This is a genomic window from Bradyrhizobium commune (genome assembly GCF_015624505.1).
Lineage (GTDB): Bacteria > Pseudomonadota > Alphaproteobacteria > Rhizobiales > Xanthobacteraceae > Bradyrhizobium > Bradyrhizobium commune.
On record NZ_CP061379.1, the window covers coordinates 3,434,658 to 3,446,757 of the forward strand.

Genomic DNA, 12,100 nt, shown 5'->3' on the forward strand with positions numbered 1-12,100 from the left:
AAGGTACACGGATGCGCTGCCCGAACTGCAACAGTCTCGATACGCAGGTAAAGGACTCGCGTCCGACCGAGGACTCTTCCGTGATCCGCAGGCGGCGCGTGTGCGTCGCCTGCAATTTCCGCTTCACCACCTTCGAGCGCGTGCAGCTGCGCGAGCTCACGGTGATCAAGCGCAACGGCCGCCGCGTGCCGTTCGACCGCGACAAGCTGATGCGCTCGGTGTCGATCTCCTTGCGCAAGCGGCAGGTCGAGCCGGAGCGGGTGGAGAAGATGGTCTCCACCATCGTGCGCGAGCTCGAGACCGGGGGCGAAGCCGAGATCTCGTCCGAGGTGATCGGCGAGACCGTGATGGAGCATCTGCGCACACTCGACGACGTCGCTTATGTGCGCTTTGCCTCGGTCTACCGCAACTTCCGCGAGGCCAAGGATTTCGCCGAGGTACTCGGCGAGCTCTCCGGTGAGGAGGAAGCGCGGCTCGCCGCGATCCGCAAATGATCTTCCGCATCCTGGAGGATCAGTTCGCGCAGAAGGCCCGCGAGTCCAAGGATGCCGATCGCCGCTTCATGCAGCTTGCCCTGGCGTTGGGCAAGCGCGGGCAGGGGCGCACCTGGCCCAATCCGGCCGTCGGCGCTGTGATCGTGAAAGATGGCGTGATTGTCGGCCGCGGCTGGACTCAGCCGGGAGGGCGACCGCATGCCGAGCCTGAAGCGTTACGACGGGCAGGCGAGGCAGCGCGCGGCGCCACGCTCTACGTCACGCTCGAACCCTGCTCGCATTTCGGCAAGTCGCCGCCTTGTGCGGATGCGGTGATCGCGGCCGGCATCAAGCGGGTGGTGGCGGCGATCGAGGATCCCAATCCGGAAGTGGCTGGGCAGGGCCATGCGCGGCTGCGCGCTGCGGGTATTGCGGTGGAAGTGGGCCCGTGCGCGACCGAGGCCGCCTTCGACCACGCCGGCCATTTTCGCCGCATCCGCGATCACCGGCCTCATGTGATCCTGAAGCTCGCGGTCTCGCCCGACGGCAAGATCGGCGCAGCCGGCGGCAAGCCGGTTGCCGTCACCGGCGAGGCCGTGCGCAACCGCGTGCATCTTTTGCGCGCCTCGAGCGATGCCATCCTGGTTGGTGCCGGTACGGTGCTTGCCGATGATCCGGAGCTCACCTGCCGTCTGCCGGGCATGGCGGCGCGTTCGCCGGTGCGGATTGTGCTCGACCAGAGCCTGCGTATTCCGGCATCGAGCAAGCTCGTGCAATCTGCCCGCGAGACGCCTCTCTGGGTGGTGGCGTCCGAGCTTGCAGAGGCCGCGTCCGTCACGCGGCTTGGCGCCGCAGGCGCGCAGATCATCCGCGTACCGCCGGGGGCCGCCTCGGGGCTCGATCTTCCGGCCGTGCTGCATGCGCTATTCGAAAAGGGCATCACGCGGCTGATGGTCGAGGGCGGCAGTCGCGTCGCGGCATCATTCGTCGCGTCCGATCTCGTCGACGAGATCTGGCTGTTCCGCGGAGCGGAAGAGGTGGGCGCAGACGGCGTCGATGCGCTCGATGCATTGCCCCTGTCGAAAATCACGCAGTCGCAGGTCTACAAGGTTCATGCTAGCGAAACGTTCGACAAGGATACTCTCACCATCTACGAGCGCGCCTAGCATGTTCACCGGCATTGTCACCGATATCGGCGAGATCGTCAGCTTTACGCCTGTGGCGCAGGGCCAGCTGCACCGGCTGCGCATCGCCTGCCGCTACGATCAGACCACTATTGCCGACGGCGCCTCGATCGCCAGCAACGGCGTGTGCCTGACCGTGGTTGCCTCCGGCGTCGCAGGCGGTAAGGATTCTACTCAAAAGACCTGGTATGACGTCGATGCGGCCGCCGAGACGCTGGCACTGACGACGGCAAAGCACTGGAAGCTGGGCACCAAGCTCAATCTCGAGCGTGCGCTCAAGATCGGCGACGAACTCGGCGGTCACATCGTCGCCGGCCATGCGGACGGGATCGCGACTATCGTCAGCCGCGAGGACCTGCCGGACATGGCGCGGTTCGAGCTCTCGACGACGCGGGAGCTGGCGCGCTTCATCGCCACCAAGGGCTCGATCACGCTCGATGGCGTGTCGCTCACGGTCAATACGGTGAAGGATGTGACCTTTTCGGTGCTGATCATCCCGCATACGCTCACTGTCACGACGATCGGCAGCTGGAAAGCGGGCGCCGAGGTCAATATCGAGGTCGATCTGATGGCCCGCTACGCGGCGCGGCTCACGGAAATGAAATGACCGGCAGAGCCGGCCCGAAATGACAGTGTCTTTGAACTTGGCTTACTGGCTGGCGGCGACTACATAGCGCCGACCCCAGTAGAACGGATTGAACGATGGCTGACGCACGGCGTGCACCTCTGAAGGACCAGACCGACATTTCCGGCGCGCGCGCGCTGATTGTCGAGGCGCGGTTCTATGACGATCTCCAGGACGCGCTGCTGGACGGCGCGGTGGCCGAGCTGAAGGCGGCCGGCCTGACCCATGACGTCGTCACGGTTCCCGGCGCGCTGGAGATCCCGGCCGCGGTCGCCATCGCTGTCGATGCGGCTGCGGCGAACGGCAGGCCCTACGATGCGGTGATCGCGCTCGGCTGCGTCATTCGTGGCGATACCATTCATTTCGAGATCGTCTCGCAGGAATCCTCGCGCGCGCTGATGGATCTTGCGGTGGCGCGAAAGCTGCCGCTCGGCAACGGCATCCTCACCGTCAACAATGAGGACCAGGCTTGGGCGCGGGCACGCGCGAGCGAGCTGAACAAGGGCGGCGATGCCGCTCGGGCCGCGATCGCGATGCTGCGCATCAAACGCCGCCTGACGCGGGCCTGAGCCATGGCTGACAGCAGGAAACCGGCGGGGCTCACGGAGAAGAAAGCGAACCGGCGCGGTGCAGCGCGGCTCGCGGCCGTGCAGGCGCTCTACCAGATGGACATTGCGGGCGCCGGCATCAACGACATCTTTGCCGAGTTCGAGAGCCACTGGCTCGGCAACGAGGTCGAGGGCGACACCTACCTGCCAGCCGAAGCCGCGTTCTTCCGCGACGTCGTCTCCGGCGTCGTGCGCGACCAGAAGAAGCTCGATCCGCTGATCGATGAGGCGCTGTCCAAGGGCTGGCCGCTGAAGCGCATCGAGGCGATTTTACGCGCGGTATTGCGGGCCGGAGCCTATGAGCTCCAGCACCGCAAGGACGTGCCGGGTCGCGTCGTGGTGTCCGAATATGTCGACGTCGCCAACGCCTTCGTCGACCGCGAGGAGACCGGTATGGTCAACGCGGTGCTCGATCAGATCGGCCGCCAGTTTCGCGGCGACGAGTTCGGGCGGGGGTAGGACGACGCCGGAGGTTGGGGCTGACATTGATGACCACTCCGCAAAATCCTTCCGGCGAAGATTCCCTCATCGCGCTCTATTTCAAGCCGCTTGCGACCGATCCCGGTGCGTTTGGCCTGGTCGATGATGCCGCGATCCTCTCCTCGGCTGGCGAGGACATCGTCGTCACCACCGACGCGGTGGTCGAGGGTGTGCATTATCTTGCCACCGATCCCCCCGACAGCATCGCCCGCAAGGCGCTGCGGGTGAACCTGTCCGATCTCGCTGCGAAGGGCGCAGAGCCTGCGGGCTTTGTGCTGACGCTGGCGCTGCGCAGCAAGGAGGATGCCTGGCTCCGGCCGTTCGCGGATGCGCTCGGCAAGGACGCAAAGACCTTCGCGTGCCCGCTGCTTGGCGGCGATACCGTGTCGACGCCGGGCCCGCAGATGATCTCGATCACCGCCTTCGGCCGGGTGCCAAAGGGCCGAATGATCGGTCGCACCGGCGCGCGGCCGGGTGACCTTATCCTGGTGACGGGGACGATCGGCGATGCCGCGCTTGGTCTCGACGTGCTGACGGGAGGTGCGGCGGCGGGAGCGGTCGCGTCTGATCCCGCTGCAAGGGATGCGTTGATCTCGCGCTATCGTATTCCGCAGCCCCGCAACGCGCTGGCGCAGGCCGTGCGCGACCATGCGACGGCCGCGATGGATGTCTCCGACGGGCTCGCCGGCGATCTGACAAAGCTCTGCGCTGCGTCGGGAGTTTCAGCCACGGTGGAGGTAGCGAGCGTGCCGCTCTCAACCGCAGCGAGAGACCTCGTCGCGCGCAATGCCGTTTGCGTTGAGACGCTGCTTGCCGGTGGCGACGATTACGAGGTGCTGTGCACCGTTTCGCCGGCGCAGAGCGATGCGCTGATTGCCGCGGGGCAGGCGGTTGGCGTCGCCGTCACGGCGATCGGCACCATCGTCGAGGGCCGCGAACGGCCGCGCTTCCTGGACGGGCAGGGGCAGGAACTGGCTTTGAAGCGGCTGTCCTACAGCCACTTCTAGGAATTGCTCCAAACCGACGTTCGCTCTCAGGACCAAAGGTTTGGGACTAGTCCTAAATACCTGCCAAGATCGGCTTTTTCGGCCTTATCCGGCGTTGCACCCTCAATTTGATTTTGGCAAGCTCGCGACCGACTGAGGCCGTCCCTTCGGGCGAGGGGCGGCCTTGTTCAAAATCAAGGCGCCGCACCGCACGACGGACAACAAAAGGCGCCGGGGGTACGTACATCAAGGATCTGAGGCAAAAAATCACATGACAGCATTATGGTTGATAGTGCTCTGCGGAGTGCTTTCCGTCGTCTACGCGATTTGGGCGACGTCTTCGGTGTTGAGCGCGGATGCGGGGTCGCCGCGCATGCAGGAGATCGCGGGAGCGGTGCGTGAAGGCGCACAGGCTTATCTGCGGCGTCAATACACCACGATCGGCATCGTCGGCATCGTCATCTTCGTGCTGCTCGTCTATTTCCTCGGGCTTTACGTCGCGATCGGTTTTGCCGTCGGCGCCATCCTGTCAGGCGCCGCCGGCTTCATCGGCATGAACGTCTCGGTCCGCGCCAATGTGCGCACTGCGCAGGCCGCGACGACGTCGCTTGCCGGCGGCCTCGAGCTCGCCTTCAAGGCGGGCGCGATCACCGGCATGCTGGTGGCGGGTCTGGCGCTGCTCGGCGTCACGCTCTATTTCGGCTTCCTGGTCTATTCGCTGAAGCTCGCGCCCGACAGCCGTGTCGTGGTCGACGCCATGGTGGCGCTCGGCTTCGGCGCCTCGCTGATCTCGATCTTCGCCCGTCTCGGCGGCGGCATCTTCACCAAGGGTGCGGACGTCGGCGGCGACCTCGTGGGCAAGGTCGAGGCCGGCATTCCCGAGGACGATCCGCGCAACCCGGCCACCATCGCCGACAACGTCGGCGACAATGTCGGCGACTGCGCCGGTATGGCCGCCGACCTGTTCGAGACCTATGCGGTGACCGCGGTCGCGACCATGGTGCTCGCGGCGATCTTCTTCGCCAAGACGCCGATCCTTATGAACATGATGACGCTGCCGCTCGCCATCGGCGGCATCTGCATCATCACCTCGATCATCGGCACTTTCTTCGTCAAGCTCGGGCCGAGCCAATCGATCATGGGCGCGCTCTACAAAGGCCTGATCGCAACCGGCGTGCTGTCGCTGATCGGCATCGCCGGGGTGATCTACACCTTGATCGGTTTCAGCAAGCTCGATGGCGTCGAGTTTACCGGCATGGCGCTGTTCGAATGCGGCGTGGTCGGCCTCGTCGTCACCGCGCTGATCATCTGGATCACCGAGTACTACACCGGCACCGACTATCGCCCGGTGAAGTCGATCGCCCAGGCCTCGGTGACCGGTCACGGCACCAACGTGATCCAGGGCCTCGCCGTCTCGATGGAGGCGACCGCGCTGCCCGCACTCGTCATCATCGCCGGCATCCTCGTCACCTACAGCCTGGCCGGCCTGTTCGGCATCGCGATCGCCACCGCCACCATGCTGGCGCTCGCCGGCATGGTCGTGGCCCTCGACGCCTTCGGCCCGGTGACCGACAACGCCGGCGGCATCGCCGAAATGGCAGGCCTGCCCAAGGAGGTGCGCAAGTCGACCGACGCACTCGACGCGGTCGGCAATACCACCAAGGCGGTGACCAAGGGCTACGCGATCGGCTCCGCCGGTCTCGGCGCGCTGGTGCTGTTTGCGGCCTACAACCAGGACCTCAAGTTCTTCATCGCCGACTCGGCGAACCACGTCTACTTCAAGGGGGTCAATCCGGACTTCTCGCTCAACAACCCCTACGTTGTTGTTGGCCTCTTGTTCGGTGGCCTGCTGCCGTATCTGTTCGGCGCGATGGGCATGACGGCGGTGGGACGCGCGGCCAGCGCCATCGTCGAGGAGGTGCGCCGGCAGTTCCGCGAGAAGCCGGGCATCATGCAGGGCACCGACAAGCCGGATTACGGCAAGGCGGTCGACCTGCTCACCAAGGCGGCGATCAAGGAGATGATCATCCCCTCGCTGCTTCCGGTGCTGTCGCCGATCGTCGTCTACTTCCTGATCTACGCCATCGCCGGTGGCGGCGCGGCCGGCAAGTCGGCGGCGTTCTCGGCGGTGGGCGCGATGCTGCTCGGGGTGATCGTGACCGGCCTGTTCGTCGCGATCTCGATGACCTCGGGCGGCGGCGCCTGGGACAACGCCAAGAAGTACATCGAGGACGGCCATTTCGGCGGCAAGGGTTCCGATGCCCACAAGTCGGCGGTGACCGGCGACACCGTCGGCGATCCCTACAAGGACACGGCGGGACCGGCGGTGAACCCGATGATCAAGATCACCAACATCGTGGCCCTGCTGCTGCTGGCGATCCTGGCGCACTGAGCTGGGACAACAACGCAAGACAAAACCCCGCGGCACGAGCCGCGGGGTTTTTGTTTGGAGCGTCGCTACGCTCGCAATGACGGAGACGCCACCTACTGCACATCCATTTGCAGCCCTTCCTTCTGGATGATGCCGGCGAACTTCTTCGTCTCGGCGTCAACGAAGTCGGCAAACTGCTGCGGCGTTCCGTAGTCGGCGCGGGCGCCCATCGCGGCGATCTGCTTCTTCATGTCGTCGCGCTCCAGCATCGCCTTGACCTGGAGATTGAGCGCCTCGAGAACGGGGGCTGGAACGCCCTTGGGCAGAAAAACCGAGAACCAGGATGATACGTCGAAGTTCGCGAGCTCTGGCGCGCTCTCGCGCATGGTCGGCAGGCTCAGTGCGAGCTCGCTGCGCTCGGTGGTGGTGACGCAGAGCCCGTTGAGCGTGCCGTTCTGGACCTGCGGCAGGCTCGGATAGAGATTGTCGAACAGGATCTGGATGTCGCCAGCAAGGGCGGCCTGCAGCGCAGGGCCGGCGCCGCGGAACGGGATGTGCGTCATCTTCAGCCCGGTGAGCTGGAGGAACCAGGCGCCGGTGAGGTGAGGGCTCTGACCGACGCCTGACGAGGCGTAGCTGAGCTTGTCCGGATTGGCCTTGAGATAGGCGATCAGCTCGGCGACCGATTTGATGCCGGTCTTCGGATGCGCCGAGACGATGTTCGGGATCCGGATCATGTTGGAGACTGGCTGGAGCTGGTCCGGCTTGTAGCTGAGGTTCTTGAAGATGCTGTAGGCGATCGCGTTCGGACCGGGATTGCCGATCAGGATAGTGTGGCCGTCAGGCTTCGAGCGCACCACCTCGGCCGTGCCGATCGTGCCACCGCCGCCGGAGCGGTTTTCCACGACAGCCGTTTGGCCCCAGGCGGTTTGCAGATGGGCGGCGAGCAGTCGGCCCATTACGTCGGTCGAGCCGCCGGCCGCAGCCGGCACGATGACGCGGACATTTTCGGTCGGCTTCCAGTCCGCCAGACTCGATCGCGGCAGGACGGCTGCCGCCGAAAGACCGGCAACGCCGGCGAGCACGCGACGACGGGACAGAAATCTTGTCTGCAATGTCTCGGGCACGAATCCACTCCCTGCTTCTTGTTTTGCAGGGAGCCTATGGAACCGGGCCCACAACGGCAAGTCGCGCGCGACGGCACGTGCCGCGCGGATAGCGGCACGACGCCGCAGGCCGAAAAGTCGCCGCAAGACCTCAGTTGAAGCTGAGCAGCTTGAACAGCGGCGCGAGGTAGCTCATCTCCTGACCCGACGTCGGCGTGGTCCGGCTAATGAAGTCGAAGATCTTGCCGTCCTGGAGACCGTAATTCGCAAGCCGGCGCACGCGCCGGTTCTTGTCGAAATAGATCGCGATCACGCGCTGGTCGACCAGCTTCTGGTCCATGAAGGCGACGATGCGCTCGGAGCGCTGCGAGATGTAGTAGAACACCTCGCCGTCGAGGGTGGCGACAGTGGAGGGCGTGCCCATCACGATCAGAACCTGATCCTGGCTCGCGCCGATCGGAATCTGCTCGAGCGCCCCCGGCGGCAGGATGTAGCCTTTCTGGAATTGCTCACCGGTGCAGCCAGTAAGTGCTGCGCCGACCAGGGTGGCGGCCGCGAGCATGCGCAGGCCGCGCCAGCGCAAATTCAAGCCGCGCCAGCCGAAATTCATGGCGCGCCAGCGCGAATGGAGGCCGCGCGGTCTGACGGCGCGCAGGCGGGTCTGGGTCGTTATGGTCATTGCGGAACTGATTCCGTCCCCTTGCGTCGCGCGAGGCGCTGAAGTACCGGGCGGAGGCTCTGAATGCAACTCGCGCGCGCCCGCTTGCGGAAACCACAATGCTTTGGCCGTTCAATCACTTCAGGAAACCCCGGCTAGCCCCGGCCGGCACCATTGAGGCCATCTATGGCATGATCGTGACGCAGGCACGAGAACCCATATTTTACCGGGACTTGGGCGTGCCGGATACGGTTAATGGCCGTTTCGACCTGTTGCTGCTGCACCTCTGGCTGTTGCTGCGGCGCCTGCGGACCGCCCAGGGCGGCGTGGAGCTGTCGCAGGCCCTGTTTGATCGCTTCTGCGAGGATATGGACGACAATCTGCGCGAGATGGGCGTGGGCGACCAGACGGTCCCGAAGCGGATGCGGGCCTTTGGCGAGGCCTTTTACGGCCGCGTTCAGGCCTATGACCAAGCCATCGATGCCGGCGCCGAAGCGCTGGCGCAGGCGATCCGCAAGAATATCTTGAACGGCGCCGGGATGGATCACGCGCTGCGGCTTGCAGCTTACGCGGCGGCCGCCGAGGCTGATCTTGGCCGCACCGATGAGCCCGCGCTGCTGCGCGGATCCTTCAAATTTCCCGCGCCGCCTCGTGGGAAGGAGACGCCATGAATCGACCGACGACAGGATCCGCATCCGACCCCTGGCGCTCGCCCGTGACGGTCGCCCAGATTCCCGACACCGGCCTGCACCGTGAGCTCGAGGCCTCGGCTGCCGAGCGTCGGGCCATGGCCGATCTCGCGGGGGTGCGCGACATCCTGTCGGCCCATGCCGACTTCGACGTCGTGCCGAAGAGCGGCGGCAGAGTGCATGTCACAGGCCATGTCCGTGCACTGATCGGCCAGACCTGCGTTGTCACGCTCGATCCGATCGAGAACGAGATCGACGAGGAGATCGACCTGACATTCGCGCCCGAGGCCGAAGCGCGGCGACTGGCCGATTTGATCGAGGAGGGGCAGGACGACCAGAATCCGCCTGATGTCGCCGATCCGCCGGAGGCGATCGTCAACGGCATCATCGACCTCGGCAGGCTTGCCACTGATGCGCTGTTCCTGGCGATCGATCCCTATCCGCGCAAGCCTGGGGCGGTGTTCGAGACGGAGACCATCGCGCCTGACCCGGAGGACCATCCGTTCGCGGCGTTGAAGGCGCTCCAGGACAAGAAGAAGGGCCGATAGCTCGCGCATTCCCCGTGCGAATCCTTGCGGCGGGCCGTGAGGTAGTTTGCCGGATGCATTGAGAATTCGTCATATCCATCTGATGTATATGACATTTATGTGAATTTGCGACCTCTCAGCCAGATCGACCTGAATCCAAAAGGCTGGGGGCAGGAGGTTGTTTCGGGATAACAAAACGCTATTGTCGCGCCCCGGTCCGGGTGCGACGTCGCGCTTGGCCGGTCGCCATGTCCATGGCGAACCCATTTTGCGGCCCCGATCGTTGACGACCGCACCAGACCAGGTTTCCGGGACTTTCATGCCTAGCAAGGTTCGTATCGCGCTTGACGCCATGGGGGGCGACGTCGGCGCCGCTGTGGTCATTCCAGGCGCTGCCATCTCGCTCGGCAGGCATCGCGAGACCGAATTCCTGCTGGTTGGCGACCGCGCGCGGATCGAGCCCGAACTCGAGAAACACCCCGCGCTCAAGGCCGCCTCCCGAATCATCCATACCGACGTCGCCGTCAGCATGGAGGACAAGCCGAGCCAGGCGCTGCGGCGCGGCCGCAAGACCTCCTCGATGTGGCTTGCCATCGATGCGGTGAAGAAGGGCGAGGCCGATGTCGCCGTCTCCGCCGGCAACACCGGCGCGCTGATGGCGATGTCGCGCTTCAACCTGCGCACGTTGCCGGGCATCGACCGTCCGGCCATCGCCGGGATATGGCCGACCAAGCGTGGCGATTCCGTCGTGCTCGATCTTGGCGCCACCATTGGCGGCGATTCTCACCACCTCGTATCGCTTGCGATCATGGGAGCGGCGATGGCAAGCGTGCTGTTCAACAATCCGCGTCCGACGGTTGGCCTGCTCAATATCGGGACCGAGGAGATCAAGGGCCACGAGGAGATCCGCGAGGCCGGCGAAACGCTGCGCGCGATGAACCTGCCGGAGCTCGACTATCTCGGTTTCGTCGAGGGTGATGGCATCGGCAAGGGCCGCGCCGACGTGATCGTGACCGAGGGATTTAGCGGCAACATCGCGCTCAAGGCCGCCGAGGGAACCGCACGCCAGATGGCGGAACTGCTCCGCAACGAGATGCAGCGGAGCTGGCTGTCCAAGCTCGGCTATCTCTTTGCACGGGGCGCCTTCCAGGCCCTGCGCGATAAAATGGACCCCAACAAATCCAATGGTGGGGTGTTCCTCGGATTGAACGGACTCGTGGTCAAGAGCCATGGCGGAATCAGCGCCGAAGGCTTTGCCTATGCGATCGATGTTGGCTATGAGATGGTCAAATTCGATCTCCTGAACAAGATCAATCAGATGCTCAACCGCGAGGGTGGCGCACTCAATTCCGTGCAGACCGCGCAGGAGGCTGTTTCGTGACTCAAATTCGTTCGGTCGTGCTGGGCTGCGGCTCTTATTTGCCGGAGCAGGTGGTGACCAACGCCCAGTTGGCGGCACGTATCGACACGTCCGACGAGTGGATCGTGCAGCGCACCGGCATTCGCGAGCGGCACATCGCGGCCGAGGGCGAATTCACCTCGCATCTCGCGATCAAGGCGGCGCAGGCCGCGCTCACCGACGCCGGCATGGACGCGCAGTCGATCGACCTGATCGTGCTCGCGACCTCGACGCCGGACAACACTTTTCCGGCGACCGCAGTCGCCGTGCAGCACGGGCTCGGCATCAACCACGGCGCGGCCTTCGACCTCCAGGCCGTCTGCTCGGGCTTCGTGTTCGCGCTCGCGACGGCTGACAATTTCCTGCGCACCGGCGCTTTCAAGCGCGCGCTGGTGATTGGCGCCGAGACCTTCTCGCGCATCCTCGACTGGAACGATCGCGGCACCTGCGTGCTGTTCGGCGACGGCGCCGGCGCGATCGTGCTGGAGGCGCAGGAGCAGCAGGGCAACGCCGCAACCGATCGCGGCGTCGTCACCACGCATCTGCGCTCCGACGGCCGCCACAAGGCAAAACTGTACGTCGATGGCGGGCCGTCCTCGACCCAGACCGTCGGCCATCTGCGCATGGAGGGCCGCGAGGTCTTCAAGCATGCCGTCGGCATGATCACCGACGTGATCGTCGACGCCTTCGAGGCGACCGGCCTGAACGCCGAGAGCATCGACTGGTTCGTGCCGCACCAGGCCAACAAGCGAATCATCGACGCGTCCGCCCACAAGCTTCATATCGCACCGCAGAAGGTGGTGCTGACGGTGGACCGTCACGGCAACACGTCGGCCGCCTCGATTCCGCTGGCACTGTCGGTGGCGCGCAAGGACGGCCGCATCAAGCGCGGCGATATGGTGCTGTTGGAAGCGATGGGCGGCGGCTTCACCTGGGGCTCCGCGCTCGTGCGCTGGTAAGCCACAGTCGATAAAATTTTGCCGGAATCAGTCGC

Annotated in this window: 13 protein-coding genes; 11 read left to right on the forward strand and 2 right to left on the reverse strand. The window is 65.0% G+C overall.

All coding sequences use genetic code 11. The features are described from left to right. The first annotated feature begins 11 nt into the window (after positions 1–11). The 7 genes from nrdR (at position 12) to IC761_RS16150 (ending at position 6,748) form a co-directional block, all read left to right on the forward strand. Positions 12–494 carry a transcriptional regulator NrdR gene (nrdR, locus tag IC761_RS16120; protein WP_195804169.1) on the forward strand — a complete coding sequence of 161 codons (483 nt, stop codon included), beginning with the start codon at positions 12–14 and terminating at the stop codon, positions 492–494. Further along, a complete protein-coding gene (ribD, locus tag IC761_RS16125; protein ID WP_195804170.1) occupies positions 491–1,639 on the forward strand; it encodes a bifunctional diaminohydroxyphosphoribosylaminopyrimidine deaminase/5-amino-6-(5-phosphoribosylamino)uracil reductase RibD in 1,149 nt (382 codons plus the stop codon). The genes nrdR and ribD overlap by 4 nt, the downstream gene beginning before the upstream one ends. A gap of 1 nt (position 1,640) precedes the next feature. Further along, positions 1,641–2,264: a riboflavin synthase gene (locus IC761_RS16130; protein WP_195804171.1), complete on the forward strand. Its 624-nt coding sequence runs from the start codon at positions 1,641–1,643 to the stop codon at positions 2,262–2,264. Positions 2,265–2,359: 95 nt separating this feature from the next. Further along, positions 2,360–2,851 (forward strand): 6,7-dimethyl-8-ribityllumazine synthase, encoded by a 492-nt coding sequence (gene ribH, locus IC761_RS16135; protein WP_195804172.1) that lies wholly within the window; start codon positions 2,360–2,362, stop codon positions 2,849–2,851. A 3-nt stretch (positions 2,852–2,854) separates the two neighbouring features. Then, positions 2,855–3,349 (forward strand): transcription antitermination factor NusB, encoded by a 495-nt coding sequence (gene nusB, locus IC761_RS16140; RefSeq protein WP_195804173.1) that lies wholly within the window; start codon positions 2,855–2,857, stop codon positions 3,347–3,349. 29 nt (positions 3,350–3,378) lie between these two features. Then, positions 3,379–4,377: a thiamine-phosphate kinase gene (gene thiL / locus IC761_RS16145; RefSeq protein WP_195804174.1), complete on the forward strand. Its 999-nt coding sequence runs from the start codon at positions 3,379–3,381 to the stop codon at positions 4,375–4,377. Between the two features lie 250 nt (positions 4,378–4,627). Further along, a complete protein-coding gene (locus IC761_RS16150; protein ID WP_195804175.1) occupies positions 4,628–6,748 on the forward strand; it encodes a sodium-translocating pyrophosphatase in 2,121 nt (706 codons plus the stop codon). A 92-nt stretch (positions 6,749–6,840) separates the two neighbouring features. On the opposite strand, the gene IC761_RS16155 is transcribed toward IC761_RS16150, so the two are convergent. Both IC761_RS16155 and IC761_RS16160 read right to left on the reverse strand, forming a co-directional pair. Further along, entirely contained in the window at positions 6,841–7,854 is a 1,014-nt protein-coding gene (locus tag IC761_RS16155) for a Bug family tripartite tricarboxylate transporter substrate binding protein (protein WP_195804176.1), read from the reverse strand. A gap of 130 nt (positions 7,855–7,984) precedes the next feature. Continuing rightward, positions 7,985–8,512: an outer membrane protein assembly factor BamE gene (locus IC761_RS16160; RefSeq protein ID WP_195804177.1), complete on the reverse strand. Its 528-nt coding sequence runs from the start codon at positions 8,510–8,512 to the stop codon at positions 7,985–7,987. Between the two features lie 98 nt (positions 8,513–8,610). Between IC761_RS16160 and IC761_RS16165 the strand changes: the two genes are divergently transcribed. From IC761_RS16165 to IC761_RS16180, 4 genes are all read left to right on the forward strand, one after another. After that, positions 8,611–9,162 (forward strand): ubiquinol-cytochrome C chaperone family protein, encoded by a 552-nt coding sequence (locus tag IC761_RS16165; RefSeq protein ID WP_195804178.1) that lies wholly within the window; start codon positions 8,611–8,613, stop codon positions 9,160–9,162. Further along, on the forward strand, positions 9,159–9,728 hold the full coding sequence (locus IC761_RS16170; RefSeq protein ID WP_195804179.1) for a YceD family protein: 570 nt from the start codon (positions 9,159–9,161) through the stop codon (positions 9,726–9,728). Before IC761_RS16165 ends, IC761_RS16170 begins: the two co-directional genes overlap by 4 nt. A gap of 298 nt (positions 9,729–10,026) precedes the next feature. Next, positions 10,027–11,088, forward strand: coding sequence for a phosphate acyltransferase PlsX (gene plsX, locus IC761_RS16175; protein ID WP_195804180.1), 1,062 nt, complete (start codon positions 10,027–10,029; stop codon positions 11,086–11,088). Next, entirely contained in the window at positions 11,085–12,065 is a 981-nt protein-coding gene (locus tag IC761_RS16180) for a beta-ketoacyl-ACP synthase III (protein WP_195804181.1), read from the forward strand. The genes plsX and IC761_RS16180 overlap by 4 nt, the downstream gene beginning before the upstream one ends. Positions 12,066–12,100 lie beyond the last annotated feature (35 nt).

Excerpts from the sequence above, each read along its gene's own strand:
- IC761_RS16150 (WP_195804175.1), top strand. The coding sequence starts at position 4,628 with ATGACAGCATTATGGTTGATAGTGCTCTGCGGAGTGCTTTCCGTCGTC.
- IC761_RS16160 (WP_195804177.1), bottom strand. The coding sequence starts at position 8,512 with ATGACCATAACGACCCAGACCCGCCTGCGCGCCGTCAGACCGCGCGGC.
- plsX (WP_195804180.1), top strand. The coding sequence starts at position 10,027 with ATGCCTAGCAAGGTTCGTATCGCGCTTGACGCCATGGGGGGCGACGTC.
- ribH (WP_195804172.1), top strand. The coding sequence starts at position 2,360 with ATGGCTGACGCACGGCGTGCACCTCTGAAGGACCAGACCGACATTTCC.
- IC761_RS16165 (WP_195804178.1), top strand. The coding sequence starts at position 8,611 with ATGCTTTGGCCGTTCAATCACTTCAGGAAACCCCGGCTAGCCCCGGCC.
- IC761_RS16170 (WP_195804179.1), top strand. The coding sequence starts at position 9,159 with ATGAATCGACCGACGACAGGATCCGCATCCGACCCCTGGCGCTCGCCC.
- thiL (WP_195804174.1), top strand. The coding sequence starts at position 3,379 with ATGACCACTCCGCAAAATCCTTCCGGCGAAGATTCCCTCATCGCGCTC.
- nusB (WP_195804173.1), top strand. The coding sequence starts at position 2,855 with ATGGCTGACAGCAGGAAACCGGCGGGGCTCACGGAGAAGAAAGCGAAC.
- ribD (WP_195804170.1), top strand. The coding sequence starts at position 491 with ATGATCTTCCGCATCCTGGAGGATCAGTTCGCGCAGAAGGCCCGCGAG.
- nrdR (WP_195804169.1), top strand. The coding sequence starts at position 12 with ATGCGCTGCCCGAACTGCAACAGTCTCGATACGCAGGTAAAGGACTCG.
- IC761_RS16130 (WP_195804171.1), top strand. The coding sequence starts at position 1,641 with ATGTTCACCGGCATTGTCACCGATATCGGCGAGATCGTCAGCTTTACG.